Annotated in this window: 15 protein-coding genes; 6 read left to right on the top strand and 9 right to left on the bottom strand. The window is 63.6% G+C overall.

The features are described 5' to 3' along the window. Positions 1–141 precede the first annotated feature (141 nt). Both DFO58_RS12975 and DFO58_RS12980 read left to right on the top strand, forming a co-directional pair. Positions 142–2,598: an ATP-dependent DNA ligase gene (locus DFO58_RS12975; protein ID WP_120991273.1), complete on the top strand. Its 2,457-nt coding sequence runs from the start codon at positions 142–144 to the stop codon at positions 2,596–2,598. A gap of 37 nt (positions 2,599–2,635) precedes the next feature. After that, positions 2,636–2,893 (top strand): DUF4235 domain-containing protein, encoded by a 258-nt coding sequence (locus DFO58_RS12980; protein ID WP_047120295.1) that lies wholly within the window; start codon positions 2,636–2,638, stop codon positions 2,891–2,893. Between the two features lie 68 nt (positions 2,894–2,961). Here the strand turns inward: DFO58_RS12980 and DFO58_RS12985 are convergent, their stop codons facing one another. The 4 genes from DFO58_RS12985 to DFO58_RS13000 all read right to left on the bottom strand — a co-directional run bounded on the left by DFO58_RS12985 (position 2,962) and on the right by DFO58_RS13000 (position 7,658). Further along, positions 2,962–4,338 (bottom strand): NAD-dependent succinate-semialdehyde dehydrogenase, encoded by a 1,377-nt coding sequence (locus tag DFO58_RS12985; RefSeq protein WP_047120296.1) that lies wholly within the window; start codon positions 4,336–4,338, stop codon positions 2,962–2,964. Positions 4,339–4,478: 140 nt separating this feature from the next. Then, positions 4,479–5,243, bottom strand: a complete 765-nt coding sequence (locus DFO58_RS12990; RefSeq protein WP_181728082.1) for a glycosyltransferase — start codon at positions 5,241–5,243, stop codon at positions 4,479–4,481. Next, the gene (locus tag DFO58_RS12995; protein WP_120991275.1) at positions 5,236–6,609 is read right to left on the bottom strand and encodes a PIG-L family deacetylase; all 1,374 of its coding nucleotides are present in this window, start codon (positions 6,607–6,609) and stop codon (positions 5,236–5,238) included. Before DFO58_RS12995 ends, DFO58_RS12990 begins: the two co-directional genes overlap by 8 nt. Continuing rightward, the gene (locus DFO58_RS13000) at positions 6,603–7,658 is read right to left on the bottom strand and encodes an acyl-CoA/acyl-ACP dehydrogenase (protein WP_147407284.1); all 1,056 of its coding nucleotides are present in this window, start codon (positions 7,656–7,658) and stop codon (positions 6,603–6,605) included. The genes DFO58_RS12995 and DFO58_RS13000 overlap by 7 nt, the downstream gene beginning before the upstream one ends. A gap of 226 nt (positions 7,659–7,884) precedes the next feature. Between DFO58_RS13000 and bcp the strand changes: the two genes are divergently transcribed. Together bcp and DFO58_RS13010 are read left to right on the top strand one after the other, a co-directional pair. Continuing rightward, a complete protein-coding gene (gene bcp, locus DFO58_RS13005) occupies positions 7,885–8,361 on the top strand; it encodes a thioredoxin-dependent thiol peroxidase (RefSeq protein WP_047120300.1) in 477 nt (158 codons plus the stop codon). A 178-nt stretch (positions 8,362–8,539) separates the two neighbouring features. Further along, positions 8,540–9,925, top strand: a complete 1,386-nt coding sequence (locus tag DFO58_RS13010) for a deoxyribodipyrimidine photo-lyase (RefSeq protein ID WP_047120301.1) — start codon at positions 8,540–8,542, stop codon at positions 9,923–9,925. On the opposite strand, the gene DFO58_RS13015 is transcribed toward DFO58_RS13010, so the two are convergent. Then, positions 9,922–10,578, bottom strand: coding sequence for a cyclodeaminase/cyclohydrolase family protein (locus DFO58_RS13015; RefSeq protein WP_120991408.1), 657 nt, complete (start codon positions 10,576–10,578; stop codon positions 9,922–9,924). The genes DFO58_RS13010 and DFO58_RS13015 overlap by 4 nt on opposite strands. Before the next feature lie 693 nt (positions 10,579–11,271). On the opposite strand from DFO58_RS13015, the gene DFO58_RS13020 reads away from it, so the two are divergent. Continuing rightward, positions 11,272–11,601 (top strand): hypothetical protein, encoded by a 330-nt coding sequence (locus tag DFO58_RS13020; protein ID WP_231735887.1) that lies wholly within the window; start codon positions 11,272–11,274, stop codon positions 11,599–11,601. Between the two features lie 165 nt (positions 11,602–11,766). Here the strand turns inward: DFO58_RS13020 and DFO58_RS18275 are convergent, their stop codons facing one another. Then, positions 11,767–12,012, bottom strand: coding sequence for a hypothetical protein (locus DFO58_RS18275; RefSeq protein WP_147407285.1), 246 nt, complete (start codon positions 12,010–12,012; stop codon positions 11,767–11,769). Positions 12,013–12,169: 157 nt separating this feature from the next. Between DFO58_RS18275 and DFO58_RS13030 the strand changes: the two genes are divergently transcribed. Beyond that, positions 12,170–12,646 carry a pyridoxamine 5'-phosphate oxidase family protein gene (locus DFO58_RS13030; RefSeq protein ID WP_113607136.1) on the top strand — a complete coding sequence of 159 codons (477 nt, stop codon included), beginning with the start codon at positions 12,170–12,172 and terminating at the stop codon, positions 12,644–12,646. A 314-nt stretch (positions 12,647–12,960) separates the two neighbouring features. Here DFO58_RS13030 and DFO58_RS13035 read toward each other — a convergent pair whose 3' ends face one another. The 3 genes from DFO58_RS13035 to DFO58_RS13045 all read right to left on the bottom strand — a co-directional run bounded on the left by DFO58_RS13035 (position 12,961) and on the right by DFO58_RS13045 (position 17,768). Further along, positions 12,961–14,334, bottom strand: coding sequence for an NAD-dependent succinate-semialdehyde dehydrogenase (locus DFO58_RS13035; RefSeq protein WP_120991281.1), 1,374 nt, complete (start codon positions 14,332–14,334; stop codon positions 12,961–12,963). 49 nt (positions 14,335–14,383) lie between these two features. Beyond that, complete coding sequence (locus tag DFO58_RS13040; RefSeq protein WP_120991283.1) at positions 14,384–16,042, bottom strand: thiamine pyrophosphate-dependent enzyme; 1,659 nt, start codon at positions 16,040–16,042, stop codon at positions 14,384–14,386. Positions 16,043–16,127: 85 nt separating this feature from the next. After that, a complete protein-coding gene (locus DFO58_RS13045) occupies positions 16,128–17,768 on the bottom strand; it encodes an amidohydrolase (RefSeq protein ID WP_120991285.1) in 1,641 nt (546 codons plus the stop codon). Between the last annotated feature and the right edge of the window lie 15 nt (positions 17,769–17,783).

The following is a 17,783-nucleotide window of genomic DNA, read 5'->3' on the forward strand; positions in this document are numbered from 1 at the left end:
AGAGCGACACCATGCTTGCCAGCCCGTTTCAAGGTCATCGCTGGTGCCCCTGCAGCCCAATCGCAAAAGTCCCTAGGAAAGGTGGATTTGCCGGGCACCGGCAGGGAGAGTGGTGGTCAAAGCCTACGGAAAGGGGTGGATATGGCTCGCAGGGAACAAACGGTCACCGTTGATGGCCGCACCCTGAAGGTCAGCAATCTGGATAAGGTGCTATACCCGGAAACCGGGACGACCAAGGGCGAAGTCATCGACTACCTGCAGCGGGTGGCCCCGGCGCTGCTGCCGCATGCGGCATGGCGCCCGGCAACCAGAAAACGCTGGGTGGACGGGGTCGGCACGGCACGGAACCCGGGAACCGTGTTCTTCCGCAAGGATCTGGAGGATTCGGCCCCAAGCTGGATTCCCAGAGCCCGTCTGGAGCACAAAACCCATTCCAATACATATCCCCTGGCCAACGATGCGGCAGTACTGGCATGGTTCGGGCAAGTCGCAGCGTTGGAGATCCACGTTCCCCAATGGCGTTTCAATGCGAGCCTGGAACAACAGCATCCCGACCGGCTCGTGCTGGATCTGGATCCCGGTCCCGGCGCAGGCTTGGCCCAGTGCGCCGAAGTGGCTTTGCTATGCCGCGAAATCCTTGAGGGCATGGACCTGCGGCCTTTTCCGGTGACCTCCGGATCCAAGGGGATCCACCTTTACGCCGGTCTGGACGGCACGGCAACCTCCAACCAGGTCAATGAGGTGGCCAAGGAACTCGCCGCCTCGCTAGAACGCAAGCACCCCCGGCTTGTGGTGGCAAATATGAAGAAATCCCTGCGCGAGAACAAGGTGCTGGTGGATTGGAGCCAGAATAACGCCGCGAAAACCACGGTATGCCCGTATTCGCTGCGCGGACGTTCGCGTCCCATGGTGGCCGCGCCTCGCTCATGGGAAGAAATCGAGTCCCCCGGCCTGGAGCACCTGGACTTCCACGAAGTATTGGACCGGCTGTCCGACGGCCTTGATCCCCTGGCGGCCCTGGCGCCTCTGGCGGAACAGGGAACAGACCGGCTCGCGGTCTACCGCTCCAAGCGCGATGCAAAGCTCACTCCTGAACCCGTGCCACAACCGCCCGCGGCCCGGAAAACCGCGCGGGCTGCGGCTACGGATTCGGCAAAACCCGTGTCTTTCGTGATCCAAGAGCACCATGCCCGCAGGCTGCACTGGGATTTCAGGCTGGAACACGAGGGGGTCCTGGTCTCCTGGGCCGTCCCGAAGGGGCCCCCGCTCCAGAGGGGAATCCAGCGGCTGGCTGTAATGACCGAAGACCACCCCTTGGACTACGGAACCTTCGAAGGAACGATTCCCAAGGGCCAGTATGGCGCCGGAGAGGTGTCGATCTGGGATGCCGGTGAATGCACCATTGAGAAATGGCGGGATGGCAAGGAGATCATCGCGGTGCTGTCCGGACGCGAAGACGGAGGGCTCGGCGGCATTCCGCGCCGCTTCGTGCTGATCCAGGCTCGCGGCATGGGAGACCAGGACAATTGGCTGCTGCAGCTCACCAAGGAGCAGCCTTCCGAGGATTCGACGGTTCCGGAAGACATCCCTGAATCCAGCCTGCTGGACGAGGTTCCCAAACCCATGCTGGCCAGCTCCGGGGTGCCGGAGGACATCATCGAAGGCGACGACTGGTGCTTCGAAATGAAATGGGACGGGTACCGCGCCTTGGCCAAGGTCGAGAACGGGAAGGTGAAACTGCTCAGCCGCAACGGCAACGACATGACCGAAGATTTTCCCGAGCTACAGGAACTTGCGGTGCTTGCACCCGAGGGCGCGATCGTGGACGGCGAAATCGTCGCCCTGGACGGTTCAGCGCGCCCGAGCTTTTCCCTGTTGCAGCAGCGCATCTCGCATCGGCGCAAGAACCGGCTCCGGCAAGCGCAGGCCATTAAGCTCAACTTCATGCTTTTCGATGCCCTGCAGCTTCCCCGGAGCAAGGGCGGAAAGCCCGAGAACCTGATCGGTGAACAATATGTGGATCGCCGCAAATACCTTGAACATGCGGTCTCCGACGGACAGTACATTAAGGTACCTCCTGCTCATACCGGACCCACCTTGAAGGCCGCGTTGAAGACAAGCCTCGAGCTGGGATTGGAAGGGGTGCTGGCCAAGGAATGCACCGGCGACTATGAACCGGGCCGGCGCAGCGGCAGCTGGGTGAAGATCAAGCACCTGCTGGATCAGGAGGCCCTGGTTATCGGATGGACCAAGGGACAGGGAAACCGCGCGTCAAGTATCGGCTCGCTGCTGCTGGCCGTCCCCGCCGGCGATGAGTTGGAGTTCATCGGTCGGGTCGGCACGGGGTTCTCGGATCTGCAGTTGAAGGAGATCCGCGAACGTCTGGAGAAGATCGCGCGCAAGACCCCACCGGTCAAGCACATCCCGGCGCAGTTCCAGCGCGATGCGCACTGGGTAACCCCGAAATATGTGGCGGAGGTCCGTTACAGCGAACTGACAAAGGACGGGCGGCTGCGGCATCCGGTCTGGCGCGGTTGGCGAGATGACAAGGAGCCCGCTGAGGTGCGCTGGGAACACCCCGGCAGCCTCATGAAGTAATCCAACGAGCAATGCACGTCAACGGAAGGTATGAACAATGAAAATTCTGGTCAAGCTCTTCGGTACGGTGGTTTCCCTGGCTGCCGGGTGGGTCGGAACCAAGCTGGTCAGCACGGTGTGGAAGAAAACTACCGGCGACCTCCCTCCCACGCTGACCAACCCCGAGCAGCAACAACAGGAAAAGCTGGGCAAGGTGCTCTCCTTTGCCGTGATCTCCGGAGCCAGCGCTGCGGTAATCCAGGCAGTCACCAAGCGCTGGACGCGCGGCTTGGAAGCCAAGGTCCGCTCGCACTAGCGGCGGCAGACTCATGGCGGCGTTCCCCTCCGGGAGCGCCGCCATGCGCTTAAGATGCACAGTCCGGGTCAGCGGCTGGAGACCTTCACGAGCTTGCGGTTGATGAATTCTTCCATGCCGTACTTGCCTAGCTCGCGTCCGATGCCCGAGCGCTTCACGCCGCCGAACGGCAGCTCTGCGGCCGAGCCGGAGGGCTCATTGATGGAAACCATGCCCGCCTGCAGCTGCGCGGCGATGCGGTGCGCACGCTCCAGATCCTGGGTGTGGACGGACGCACCCAGCCCGTAGTCGCTGTTGTTGGCCAAGGCGATGGCTTCTTCTTCCCCGTCCACCTTGTACAGCACTGCCACCGGGCCGAACAGCTCCTCGGAGAACGCACGCATATCCGGGGTCACATCGGCAAGGATGGTCGGTTCGAAGTAGGCGCCGTCGCCAGCCACCGGCTTGCCGCCAGCCAGCACTGTCGCACCCTTGGAAATGGCGTCTTCCACCTGGGAAGCCAGCCCCGACTGCGCAGAGGCCGAGGACAGCGGGCCGAGGAAGGTTTCCTTCTGCGTGGGGTCCCCGGACTTGATGCCGGCGACCTGCTCGGTCAGGGCCTGGGCGAACTGGTCGTAGACCGAGGAATCAACAATGAAGCGCTTGGCCGCGTTGCAGGCTTGGCCGGTATTGCCGAAGCGCGCCCGCATCCCGAGCTTCGCGGTGCGGTTGATGTCCGCGTCCGGAAGCACCACGAAGGGATCGGAGCCGCCGAGCTCCAGCACGACTTTCTTCAGGTTGCGGCCGGCAATTTCCGCCACCGCAGAGCCTGCACGCTCGGAGCCGGTCAGCGAGACGCCCTGGACGCGGCGGTCGGCAATGACGTCTGCAACCTGGTCATTCGTGGCGAAAATGTTCACGTACAGCCCCTGGGCGGCACCTGCGTCCTTGAAGATCTGCTCCATGGCCAGGGCCGATTCCGGGCACTGCGGGGCGTGCTTGAGCAGGATCGTGTTGCCGATCATCAGGTTCGGAGCCGCGAGCCGGGCCACCTGGTAGTACGGGAAGTTCCACGGCATGATGCCCAGCAGCACGCCCACCGCTTCCTTGCGGACTACTGCGGTGCCGCCGCTGGCGACCTCCAGTTCCTCGTCTTCCAGGAACTTCGGCCCGTTCTTGGCGTAATAGCGGTAGATGGAAACGACCAGCCCGATCTCGCCCAGGGACTGGCTGATGGGCTTGCCCATTTCACGGGTGATGATGGCGGCCAGCTCCTCGGCGCGCTCCTCGTAGATGTCCGCGACTTTCTCCAGCAGCGCCACGCGTTCGTCCAGCGTGGTGCGGGACCAGTCCGCATAGGCGGCATCTGCGGTGGCCAGCGCTTCTTGGATCTGTTCATCGGTGGCAGTAGGGTAGGTTGCCTCGACAACTCCGGTCGCGGGGTTGGTCACTGCGTACTGGCTCATGATGCTCCTTGCTGACGTTCGGCTGCGCTCGGATTTCTGCGCGATGTTCCACATCCAGCGTTCCATGTTCGGGCAGGAAGAGACAGCGCTTGAAGCAAATCATCATCTCTGTTCGCAGCCAATGAAATCCCGCTGCCGCTTCAACCGGCTCTGATGGTATCCAAGGAGTTGTCAGCGCAGGTTCCAGTTTCGCCGGCGAGCGCGGAAAGATAATCCGCGAAACCGGATTTCAGCCGCCCTTCCAAGCGGCCTGAGGTGACCGCATGCAATTGGTCCGTGGCGACCACGCGGTATCCGCGACGCCTGAGTCTGGCCACGAGCTCAACGTCCTCATGGGCTGCCAAGGTCTTGAAACCCCCGACCTGCAAGTACGCCGTGGCGCTGACCCCGAGGTTTGCCCCGTGGATATGCGGATGGTGGGGCGCCAGCACGTAGCGTTCCCGCCACTGCCGGTACAGTTGCGGGGCCAATTCGACCCGGTCGGGTTCCACAGTGCCGGTCACCGCATCAGCTCCCCCGAGATAGGCCACGGCGAATTCCTTCAGCCAGTTCTCTGGAACCCTCGTGTCGGCATCGGTGCAGGCAATCCAGGTTTCTGATGTCCCGTGCGGCCCCGGCAGTCGGTTGAGCCCTTGGGCAATACCGAAGGCGCGGGTCGCTCCGACATTACCGAAGTTCACGTGGTGGGCAAAATAGCCCGGGTGTGTGGCCGCGAAGTCGCTGGCACGCTGCGCAGTGCTGTCCGTGCAGGTGTCCAGCACCACCATGGTGTGCACGGCGATGCCTGGGCAAACCGCTTGCAGGTTCAACTTCGACCGGTCCACGGCTTCCAGGCAGTCGAGGATGTACCGCTCTTCGTTATGGGCGGGAATGACAACCAGTATTGTCCGCAGTCTTCTAGCCATCCAACTGCCCGGGTTTGCGAAGGATTTCCAGCAAGAAGTCCCGCTCTTCATGCATCACCAGACGGTCCCACCGCCGGCGGTGGGCAATCCGGTGAACAGCCTGCCCGTCCAGAGGCCATCCCTCGATGGGGTGGAGCCAGTGGCAGAGCAGCAGTTCACCGCCGGGGGCCAAGACAGATTCGCACAGGCCTAGGAGTTCTTCAAGCTCGTCGGCGGCCAAGAAGTAGCCGATCTCGCTGATGACGACCAGATCGACCGTGCCATGGGCGAGTTCCGGCCATTGCTCGGGAAGCAGACGCTGTTCCAATCGCACGTGCTCGAAGCGCGCGGTTTCGCGCTGCGCTTGCTCCAGCGCGGTTCGGCTTGAGTCAATCGCCACCAGAGACGTACAGCGTTCAGCCAATGCCGAGGTTTGGATTCCAATGGAGCACCCAAGTTCCAGCACCGTGCCGTAGTGCGTCCGGGGCAGGGAGCTGAGCAGTATTCCGCGTTTCCTTTCCTCGTACCCGCTGTCCCTGTAGTTCCACGGATCAGGTTGATCCAGATAGAGATCTTCGAAAACCGAAGAGGTCATGGCGGTATCTTTCTCTCCGGAACGGGTCAGCCGGAAGATCTCCTGGGACTGCAGGAAGTGCTCCATGACTTCGGCACTGAGCATTGCCTCGTCCCCGGGCTGGTCGGACAGGGGCTGCGTTTGCGACTGGTGCGCGGATAAGGCTTTTCGCTTGGCATCCAGCGCTGCCGAATCCAGTTCGAGCCTGTTCCAATGCCACCATCGGCCGTCCTCGAGCGGTGAGGCCCAATGCCAGTACCAAATGGGGAACTCCAGGTGGAAGAGCGACAGTTGCTGCGCGATGCCCGCGGCGACGAGTCCGAGGACATCATGATCCGTATGGGCATCTGCCCGGTAGGTGCTGGCCAGCACGCACGGTGCTTCCTGTGCACGGTCAAGCAGGGCTTCGTGGAGTTCTGCGCGATGTGCGGCCAGCTGTCCGTCGGGAAGACCCAGCCTGCGAACCGTGATCCCGGGGCCGGTGCCGCTGTCCCGGCCAAGCTGCATCATGGCTTGGGAGACTTCCCCTGCACGCAAGCGGGCCAGCTGCTGTGCGGAGTGGGTCGAGGAGCCAGGATGGGAAGCTTCCCCGTCGGTGCAGAGGAGCACCTCCACGGTGATGTTGCGCCGCAGGGCTTCCTGCATCAAACCGCTGGCGCCGAGCGTTTCGTCGTCGGGGTGGGCTGCGAGAACCAGCAGCCGTTGCGCTGATTCGAAGACCTGGTCCAACGGCAGAACCTCCAGATCCTCGATTCCGCAGTCACGCCAAGCTTGGGCAGAGGTTCCTTGCTGCAGATGGCTGAACGTCACCATGGTTCTTGTTCCTTACTCCGGTCCTCCAGAAGCATCCGTCCCAGCGCGGCATCATCGCGTGTGGCATGGTGCTGGCGAATGTATATCGAGAGATCTGCAACCCGGCGGGCATGCTCTTCATCCAAGGCCAACGGCCCGGGCCCAGTGGCATGGCCGCTGATGTGGATCATGCGTTCACAGATCCGGGCGATTTCTCCTCTGGTCTGCGCGGCTTGACGCGGGCCGAGCTGTTCTCGATCCGCAAGCTCCGCAGCGCGTTCGAGCATGGCGGCCCCGGAGGCGAGGAGCCTGTCGGCCTCCCCCAGCCAAGCCAAGGCCAGCTGGTCTGGTTCGCGCGTGCGCGCCGTGCCCAGCAGGTGCCGGAACAACCCGACGGCCCCGCCGAACCAGCACGCCGCGACGCCAACGCCTCCCACGGCGAAGCCGGAGCGTTCAAGATACCAGCCGGCTTCCCCCACCGGTTGCGCCGGAGTATCCATGCACCGAAGCGATCCGCTCGGGACATCTTGCAATCCCCGGCTGACCCAGCTGCTATCGGCAAGTTCCGTTTCCGGCCCACCCAGCTCGATCATGAACAATTGCCGGCCCTGCGAGGTGTGCGCGCTGATCAAGGCATGAGTCAATTCTCCCGCCAGGGAACACCAAGGCTTGATTCCAGTCAGCGTCCATTGCCCTGAGAAACGGCTGGCTTCGAGCCGCTGGCCAGGTGCCTCCGCGGCAAAAACACCCCAAGTGGTCGCTTGGGGGCACGGCATGTCAGCCTGGTGCAGTATTGCGGCGGCATCAAAATGCGGTTCGAGCGTGCGCGCTGCGACGAGATCCAGGGCCGCGACCGAGGCGAAAAATTCCCACAACTGCCGCGTCGAGCCGTTGCCCGGCACCGGCAGCTCTCCTTCGATCTGTTTCAGCGCATGCAGGATGGGGGTGGCGTGGCCTTTGCACCCGGCGGCCACATCCAGCAGATGAGGCGCGCTGGCCCACCATGTGCCCTCTTGATCTGCGGCATCAGCCCTATCGCCACGCGAAAACATAACTGGTGTCGATTCCACTGGGGCTCCTCTCTGTCGTTGCCACTCAGTGTAAGTCAGCGGCATGGAGCCCCCAGGCAATCTGAAAATTTCCACAAAACGAACTCGGTGCGGCAGTCCCTACATGCCCTTGAGGTGCTGTGCACTATTGCTGAAGCGCTCGAGTTCTTTTCGGGCTTCCCCCTAGCAGGGGAGACCGGAAACACCTAGAATGAAAAGAAATTACCGTAATACGAAAGTTGAGATCGTGGCTGAACATTCCGCTCCCCTGGCCGTGGGCCAGCAGGCCCCCGCATTCTCCCTGCGCAACACCGAATCCGAGGTTGTTTCGCTTTCCGACTACGCTGGCAAGAATGTCATCGTCTACTTCTACCCAAAGGCGGCAACCCCGGGCTGCACGACCGAAGCCTGCGACTTCCGCGACAACCTGAATTCGCTGCACGCTGCTGGTTATTCGGTTTTGGGCATCTCTCCCGACGAGCCGGAAGCCAATAGCCAGTTCGCTTCGGATGAGTCCTTGAACTTCCCGCTGCTCTCCGATCCGGACAATGCCGTGGCGAAAGCCTACGGATCTTTCGGCGAAAAGACCTTTGGGGACAAGACCTTCGTGGGCACGCTGCGCTCAACGGCAGTGGTGGACCCTGAAGGGAAGATCAGTCATGTGGAGTACAGCGTGGATGCCAAGGGCCACGTGGCCCGCCTGCGTGATGAGCTGGGTATCTAAAGCCCTTGGGCCCAGGCGGCCCTCCTGAATTCGGCCGAGGATGGGCGCAGGAACCGAAGGTTCCCGCACCCATCCTTTTGCGTCCGCACAGTCGCCATCTGATACTCCGCACCATAGTGGACTTTTGCCGGGCTAAAAGTTAGCTAAGCTAGCATTATTCCCAAGCCAAAGGAACTGCATGCCCCGCACAACCGCCCCGCTCCAGCTTGTCTGGTTCCGCGACGACCTGCGCACCGCAGACCATCCGGCGCTGACCGCCGCCATGGCTGCAGGTCCGGCCATCGCCGTCTACGTCTTCGACGAGCAATCCCCCGGACTGCGGGCGCTTGGCGGCGCCGCGCGCTGGTGGCTCCACCACGCTTTGCTCAGCCTCCGCGAATCACTGGCCGAGCTGGGTGTTCCACTGGTTCTGCGTAGCGGACAGGCAGCGGAAATCATCAACACGCTGGCCGAGGACTGCGGAGCGCAGGGCATCCATTGGACCCGCCGATACTCGGAAGCCGAACGAGAGGTCGATGCGCTGGCCAAGGCGAAGCTTCGCGGCGCGGGACGCGAAGCGCACAGCTACGCAGGCTCATTGCTGCACGAGCCTTGGCAACTCCAGACCCAGGAGGGCAACTCCTACAAGGTCTTCACCCCGTTCTACAACAAGCTGCGCGATGCCGAGCTGCGCCCGGTCCTGCCAGTCCCTGAACCGCAGGAAACCGTGAACAGCCTTCCAGACAGCGAGGACCTGGAGAGCTGGGACCTGCTTCCCACCAACCCCGACTGGTCCGGTGGGCTGGCCGCAAGGTGGGTCCCTGGAGAAGCCGAGGCGCACTCAAGATTGGAGGAGGTCGCCGAATCCATCGCCGCCGACTACCCGCAGCATCATGACCGGCCGGACCTGGACGGGACCAGCGCGCTGTCCCCCGCCCTGCGCTGGGGGCACCTCAGTCCGCACCAGGCCTGGGAAGCTCTGGGCCGGCAGTCAGCGTCGAATCCTGGCGCGTCCGAGGGCGTCGCCGCGGTCCGGCGCCAGCTGGCGTGGCGCGATTTCTGCTGGCATTTGCTCTACCACCACCCTTCACTGCCCACGCAGAACCTGCGCGGCGAATTCGACGCCTTCGACTGGGCGTGGCCGGACGACGATCCGCAGGCCGCGGCCCACGTTGCCGCCTGGCAGCACGGCGAGACAGGCTTCCGCCTGGTCGACGCGGGCATGCGGCAGCTCTGGGAAACCGGCTGGATGCATAACCGCGTCCGCATGGTGACGGCCAGCCTGCTGGTCAAGAATCTAGGAGTGCACTGGAAGGTCGGCGAGCAGTGGTTCTGGGACACCCTGGTGGACGCCGACCTGGCCAGCAACAGCGCCAATTGGCAGTGGGTTGCCGGCAGCGGCGCAGATGCTGCCCCATATTTCCGGGTGTTCAACCCCGAGCTTCAGGCGAAGAAATTTGATCCGCAGGGATCCTACGTGGCGCGGTTCGCCCCGGTGGCCCACGAGCCCATTGTGGATCTGAAATCCTCGCGAGCCCAGGCCCTTGAAGCCTACGACCATATGAAAGCCCGCCACAAGGGCTAGTCGCCTGACAGGCGGTCCCTGATCCGGGCGTCGATGTCGGCGGACAGTTTATCGATGCTCGCCAGCGCGCGGTCCAACTGTTCAAGGGTGCCATGCAGAGGCGCGTCTTCACCCTCGGGTCGCCCAGAGTCCCGGTGCGCTTGCAGCGTCGACAAATCAAAGCAGACGTTGGCACGGCACCCGGAGATCGAGGCCCGCAGCGCTCCCAAGGCGACGACCACGTCGGCAACCAGGGCCTGGTTTCCATATTCGGCCAGCCATCGGATGTCATCAACCGCCGCCGCGGCCCGCTTCCCGATGGCGGCCGAGGACCGGGCAGCTTGCAGTGCCGCACCACAAATCGCCGCCGACCGGGCGGCGCCTGCCGGAGCATGGAAAGCCGCGCCGAAGGATGCAGAGCAAGCAGCGTCCTCATCCGCCAGCTGGAGGGATTCGTTGCGCAAGATTTGCCCTCGTCGCCTAATGCGCCCCGCTTCTCCCTCAGCCTCGGCATCCTCGCTGTAGCCGGCGGCCATGCAGATCAACGCCGCTGCCACGGACAGCATCACTCCGCTTCCCGCTCCCCCGCCAGGCACTCCGGTGGTCTGCGAAAGCTTCTCGGTCCATTGCGCGACCGTCAGCTGCTGCGTGGATACGGATTCCGGTTTTTCCATGCCACCAGTGTGCGCGCAGACCGCCGCAGGCCAGCGCTTCCTGAGTGGCCCCTGAGTTCCGCCAACTGCCTTCCCGCACCGAAACCCCATTGACCGCCGCGCGCGGCAGTTCCGCAACTGCCGGAATGACCTGCATGGCGACATCGGGTCAGGCAGCCGCACACGGCGCGATTCGATGCCCTCGAATCCCCGGGCGGCAAAACATGCAAGTGCAACTAAAGTGACCCCGGCTACACAAAACCTCAAAGTTCCCCGAGAAGTCTTGCTTTGCTGGGCACTTGGTAATTCAGGTGGTCGCTTGCTGAAATATAACCATATTTCATTAATTGACTAGGCCGTTTTTAACTACCCACGGTGATAATAATTCATCTAAAACGCAATCTGACATGGAAATTTCTGAGCTCGCTCCCTGGCGAACTGGACTTTCCTTCATGTTTCGAGACAACCAAGTCCAATTAAGATAGAACTCCTTAAGTGACGTAAATGCAGTGGATTTCGTGCAGTTCGCAAGCTCAAGCCAGAGCTGCACGAAGTTCCAAGAACAACGGGATCACCCGGACAGTTACGAACAAGGTGGAGGTCAAACAGATGCCAGGACGTATAGTCAGGACGAAAACGGCCGAGCGAGTCTCGGAACTTCTCGGGTCACGTGAAGGCCGCAAGCACTTGTCCGAGTACGGATGGGCCCAGGGCATGCCAATCGTGATGACGGTGTCAACGGAATCCGTCAACGACGTGATGGGACTAGTAAGCATGCATGGCCGCTCAGTTCTGGTCGCAATGCTCGATCCCCGGACGGACGAGCTGAAATTCCTCTATGTGGCTACGCCTAATCCGGCCTTGGAGACCGTGGGATGCGAAAAAGATTCAACCCCGATTTCGGATCTCTTCGAGCGCGCCGAGTTGCAGGGCTTGGTGACTTTTCGCTCGAAGTACTGGGAATGCAGCACGGTCACGCACCCAGTCCCCGTTTTCCACGGTGCACCCGAAGTGAAGAGCTACGCCCAGCATTTCAATAGTTGACGAGGATTTTGCACGGTACGTATTCCGGCGCTTGGCTGCTGGGCAAAGACCAGTAATCGGTCGCCCAGCGGCCGGGTGGCCGAAGAACGTTCTGTGGGGCAGGCATACAAGTGATGTCATCGGGAGTCTGGAATCCCGCAGGGACGGAGGAACACCCGCAACGGGTTATTCCGCCCCATCGCCACGAGCACAATGCCGGACCGCGTCGATCAGCTCTTGGATCTCATTCACCCGTCCATCCCAATAGGGGATGCCAAGGCCAAAACCGTTCGCCGCTTCCTCGCTCAAGCGTCGGAGACAATCCCGGTGGCTCTCCAAGGCGCTGATGAGATCGTCGAATTGGTCATCGCTGAGATTCAGATGCAGGTGCTTGCGAGGTCGGCGGTTCATCGGCAATTTCTGTAGGTTCATTGGCTCCACGTGGGTTCGACCTTACGCCTGCCGCTCCTGCCGCAAGGGGGTTGCCAGGGTTTTAACCGAAACTCACAAGTTGGCATCTCGTCTCAAAGCGCATCCCAACCAACTAAAACATCCCAAGCAAATCCAATACTTCTTTTTGGAGGAACACATGAGCACCAATGACGTAGAAAAAGTCGTCAAGATCATCGAGGACATCAAGGTGGGCATGCTGACCACCCGGTCGGGAGAGAACCTGCTCAGCCGGCCCTTGACAGCAGTTCAAGTCACCGACGACGGCGACCTCTGGTTCTTCATCGCGACAGAATCCGAAATCGCCCAGGAAGTGGCGAAGGATCGCAACATCAACATCTCGTTCTCCGACAAGACGAGCTGGGTCTCCGTCCGCGGCACCGCTGAGATCGTGCGCGATGTCGGCAAGAAGGAGGAACTTTGGAACCCTGCGGTCGAGGCATTCGCCCGCGGCGGAGCCAAATCGCCGAATGTCGCGCTGCTGCATGTGAGTTCCGAATCCGCCGAGTACTGGGAAAATCCGGGAGGGCCGGTCAGCCTGGCCGCCAGCTGGGTCAAGCACAAGCTGACCGGAGAGCAGGCGCACCCCGGCGATTCTGGGGTGGTTGACCTTTAAATTCGCGCGCGCCGACTAGTGACGCGTGAGTCAACTAGTCAAGAGATTGAATGCAACCTCGACATGAAGCAATAAGAGTCACGTCTGTTGGAGCGTTCAACACTGCACAGTCGGGAAAGTACCAAGTTTAGGAGTTGCCCAGCTAGACCTCAAGTTCAGAAAGGACATATATGAGCCTACGCCAACGAGCATGTATAGCAAGGGAACGTGCCACATGCCTCTCTACCGCAGACCCCCGCCTACTTCCAAGGAATTCGGGAAGTAGGCGGGAGCGGAACTATCTCTAGGCAACCGCGGGCGCATGATCGTGCGCGCTAGCCTGGAAATTTCACCAGCTTGTGGTTCACGAATTCGGCCATCCCGAACTTGCCCAGCTCACGACCCACGCCCGAACGCTTCACGCCGCCGAAGGGCAGCTCCGCGGCGGTGCCGGACGGCTCGTTGATGGAAACCATACCGGTTTCCAGGCGGGCGGCAATGGCCTGCGCACGCGCAGGATCCTGGGTCTGCACCGAGGCGCCCAGCCCGTAGTCCGAGCTGTTGGCCAACTGAACCGCGGCGTCGTCGCCGGAGACCTTGTAGAGCACTGCCACCGGGCCGAACAGCTCTTCCGAATACGCACGCATGTCCGGGGTGACGTCGGCCAAGATAGTCGGAGCGTAGTATGCGCCTGTGCTTTCGATCTTGGCTCCGCCGGCGAGAACCGTAGCGCCTTTGTCGATGGCATCCTGCACCTGCGCGGCCAGGCCGTCACGGGCCGCAATCGAGGACAGCGGGCCCATGAAGGTGTTCGGGTCGGTGGGGTCGCCCACGATGATCCCGGCCACCGCGTCGGCGAAGTTCGCGGCGAACTCGGAGTACACCGACTCGTCGACGATGAAGCGCTTGGCCGCGTTGCAGGCCTGGCCTGTGTTGCCGAAGCGGCCGAATAGGCCCTGCTTCGCGGCGGCCGGCACGTCGGCGTCATCCAGCACCAGGAACGGATCCGAGCCGCCCAGTTCCAGCACCACCTTCTTCAGGTTGCGTCCGGCGATCTCCGCCACCGCGGAACCGGCACGCTCCGAGCCGGTCAGCGAGACACCCTGGATGCGGGCGTCGGCTATGACGTCCGCGACCTGCTCGTTGGTCGCGAAGATGTTGACGTAAGCGCCCTGTGGGGCTCCTGCGTCCAGGAAGATCTGTTCCATGGCCAGCGCGGATTCCGGGCACTGCGGGGCATGCTTGAGCACGATGGTGTTGCCGTTCATCAGGTTCGGCGCGGCGAAGCGGGCCACCTGGTAGTACGGGAAGTTCCACGGCATGATGCCCAGCAGCGCGCCGACCGCCTCCTTGCGGATGACAGCCCTGCCCCCGGCGGCGACTTCCAGTTCCTCGTCTTCCAGGAATTTCGGGCCGTTCGCCGCGTAGTAGCGGTAGATCGAGACAACGATATCGATCTCAATTCCAGACTGGAAGATCGGCTTGCCCATCTCGCGGGTGATGATCGCGGCCAGCTGCTCGCGGCGTTCGGCATACAGGTCCGCGACGCGGTTCAGCAGGTCCACGCGGTCCTGGATGGCGGACTTCGACCAGGTGCGGAAGGCCGCATCGGCCTGCGCGACGGCCTGGGCGACCTGCGCATCGGTGGCCGTATCGTAGCTGGCCTCCACGCGCCCGGTGGCGGGATTGGTGACTGCATAGGTGCTCATTGACGTGCTCCTTGGAAAAGTTGGGATGTTCTCGGCGGACCGGACTGCGCTAGGGCAGGGCGATGGCCTGGTCGGTGACCACGTGGATCAGGGCCGGGCGGCCTTCGGCCACGGCGGCCAGCGCACGCTGCACGGCCTCGGCGGCCTGGGCATCGTCGTCAACGTATTCGCCATGCCCGCCGAAGGCACGGGCAAAGGCGGCGAAGTCAGGGTTCTGCAGCTGGGTGCCGGAGACGCGGCCCGGGAAGTGGTGCTCCTGGTGGTCGCGGATCGTGGCAAACTGGCGGTTGTCCATGACCACGGCCAGGATCGGGGCGCCGAACTGCGCCGCGGTGGCGAACTCCTGGCCGTTCATCAGGAACTCGCCGTCGCCGCACACGGCCACCGACAGGCGCGCCGGGGCCTGCTTGGCGGCCACCACGGCGGCCGGGATGGAGTAGCCCATGGAGCCGTTGCGGGTGGACAGCGCCGAAGGGAAGACGTTGGTCGGCATGTACCACTGGGCCCAGGCGGTGTGGTTGCCGGCGCCCACGGAGTTCACCACGTCATAGGGCAGGCGCGAGATCAGTTCGCGCATCACCACGGACATGCGGGCGGTGCCCGGGGCGGTGGCCGGAAGCTGCTCGTCGCCCGGGATGGTGGAAACCTTCACCTGGGCCTCGCGGCCGGCGGCGCGCCAATCCTCCCAGCGTTCACCGGCGCCCAGCTCGATGCCTTCCAGCGCGGCGGCGAAGGCCACCGGGGAGGCCAGCACGTGGGCGCTGAGGTTGCCCGAGCGTCCGCGCAGCGTGGTGTCCGGGCTGATCACGTAGTTCACGGCGTCCGGGTCCTGGCGCAGGGTGTAGCCGTCGGAGGAGACATCACCCAGCACGCAACCGATGCTTACTAGCACGTCGGCGTCGGCGAGCATGGTGGCCGCGGCGGCCGAGCGTCCGTAGCCCAGCGAGCCCATGTTGACCGGGGAGCCGAACGGGATGCGGTCCGCGGCGTGCCAGTCCTGCACCACCGGGATGTTGTTCTTCTCGGCGAAGGCGGTGACCTGGGCGGCGGCCTGTGCGCTCCAGCGCTGCCCGCCGACCATCAGCAGCGGACGCTGCGCGCCGTCCAGCGCCTGGGTGATCGCCTCGAGCTGCGCGGCGTCCACTGCGCCCTCGGCAACCGGGATCGGCGCGGTGAGCGCGGCGGTGAATTCCTTGGTGATTACGTCTTCGGGCAGGCCCACGACCACCGGGCCGGGGCGCCCCGAGGAGGCGGCGAAGAAGGCCTCGGCCACGACATCGGAGGCGCGGTTCGGCTCGTCGAGCACGAAGACGCGCTTGGTCTGGGTGCCGAACCAGGCGTAGGGGTCGAATTCCTGGAAGGATTCGCGCATGCGGTCCGCCACCGGGATCAGGCCCACGAACAGCACCATCGGGGTGCCGTCCTGCCAGGCGGTGTGGATGCCCACGTAGGCGTTGGAGGCGCCGGGGCCGCGGGTGACCATGGCCACGCCGGGACGTCCGGTGAACTTGCCGTAGGCCTCGGCCATGTAGGAGGCGCCGCCTTCCTGGCGGGCGATCACGTTCTCGATGTTCGCCCCGTGCAGGCCGTCGAGCACGGCCAGGTAGGACTCGCCCGGGACGGTGAAGATGCGGTCGACCCCGTGGAGGGCCAGCGAGTCGACGATGGCCTGTCCGGCGTGGGTGGGGTTGCTCGGGGAGTTGCTCATGGGGTTGCTCCTGTGTGCTGCTGTGCGGTGTGCGGGGATGGAATCGGTGGGATGTGCGGGGGCGGCCGGTGCGGCCGCGGCCGAGCTAGAGGTCGCCATAAACCAGCGCCCCGCCCACCACGGTGGCTTGCACGCGGGTTTCGGCAATCTGCTCGGCGTCGATCTCGTAGAGGTCCTGGGAGAGCACTACGAAGTCTGCCAGCTGTCCGGGGACCAGCTTGCCCTTGTAGTACTCCTCGTGCACCGCGTAGGCGCTGCCCACGGTGTAGGCATGCACCGCCTGGGCCACGGTGAGCTTCTCTGAATCGGTGAAGGGGGCACCGCCCTGCGTGGTGCGCTGCACCAGCGAGGCGATGTTCAGGATCGGATCCGCGCTGACCACCGGGGCGTCGGTGGAGCCGGGGATGACCAGGCCGGCGTCCAGGAAGGACTTCACTCGGTAGGCCAGCGGCTGGCGTTCGGCTCCCAGCGCGGTGGCCACCCCGTCGCCCAGCTCGTGGATGAACCGGCCCTGCGGGACCGGGACCAGTCCCAGCTGGACCATGCGGGCGATCTGCGCGTCGGAGGCCATCGAGGCGTGCTCGATGCGGTGGCGGGCGTCGGTGCGCGGAAGCAGCGACTGCGCCTCGGCGACAATGTCCATCACCACGTCCAGCGCGGCGTCGCCGATGGCGTGCACGGCCAGCTGCCAGCCGGCCAGGTGGGCGCCGATCAGCTTTTCGCGCAGCGTGTCCTCGGGAAACTGCAGCAGCCCGCGGTTGCCTTCGTCGATGGCGTAGTCGCAGCACATGAATGCGCTGCGCCCGATCAGCGAACCGTCGGAGAGCACCTTGGTGGGGCCCAGTCGCAAGAAGTCGTCGCCCAAGCCACTGCGCAGGCCCAAATCCAGGCCGTAACGGGTGTGTCCGTCAACCTTGTCGGTGTCCAGCGGGTGCAGGGTGGTCAGGTAGGGCATCAGGGTGGCGCGCACGCCCAGCTGGCCGCGCTCGCGGGCCAGCTGGTAGCCGGCCAAATCCACGGTGCTCTGCCCGATGTGGTCCGGGGCGCCGACGCCGGGCTCGGTGATGGAGGTAACGCCCAGCTTGAGCATTTCCTGCGAACCGGCGGCCACCAGCTCGGCCACGTCCTCAATTGTCTTAGCCGGGATGTGATCCAGTACCAAGGCGCGGGCGGTTTCCTGCAGCAAGCCCAGAGCCAGTCCGGCGGAATCCTTGGGCACCGCACCACCGTCGGGCACCGGCACGTTGCGGCGTTCCGGGTAGCCGGAGAGCTCGAAGGCGTGGGTGTTGGCCACGGCCATGTGGCGTGATACGTGCCACAGGAAGACCGGGTGGCCGTGGCTGACCGCGTCCAGCGCCAGCGCGGTGGGGTGTGCATCGCCAAGGAAGTTCTGGTCGTAGCCAGTGCCGATGACCCAGGCACCATCGGAGGCCTCACGAGCCGCGGAATCCACAGCGGCCAGCAACTCGTCCATGGTCTTCACTGCCTGCGGACGAAGGTCGACCTGGCGCAGGGCATCCCCGATGAAGGTCAGATGCAGGTGGGCGTCGTTGAAGCCGGGAACGACTGACGCGCCGCCGAGGTCGACCACCTGCGCGAAGTGGCGGGTCTCCACTTGGTCATCCAGGCAGATGATGCGTCCTTGATGCACCCCCAGTGCCTTTGCCATCGGACGTCGCGGGTCTTGAGTGTGGATGGTTCCGTTGGTGTAGAGCACGTCGAACATGGGTCCTCCTGCGTC

The organism is Arthrobacter sp. AG1021, assembly GCF_003633665.1.
GTDB classification, from domain to species: Bacteria; Actinomycetota; Actinomycetes; order Actinomycetales; family Micrococcaceae; genus Glutamicibacter; species Glutamicibacter soli.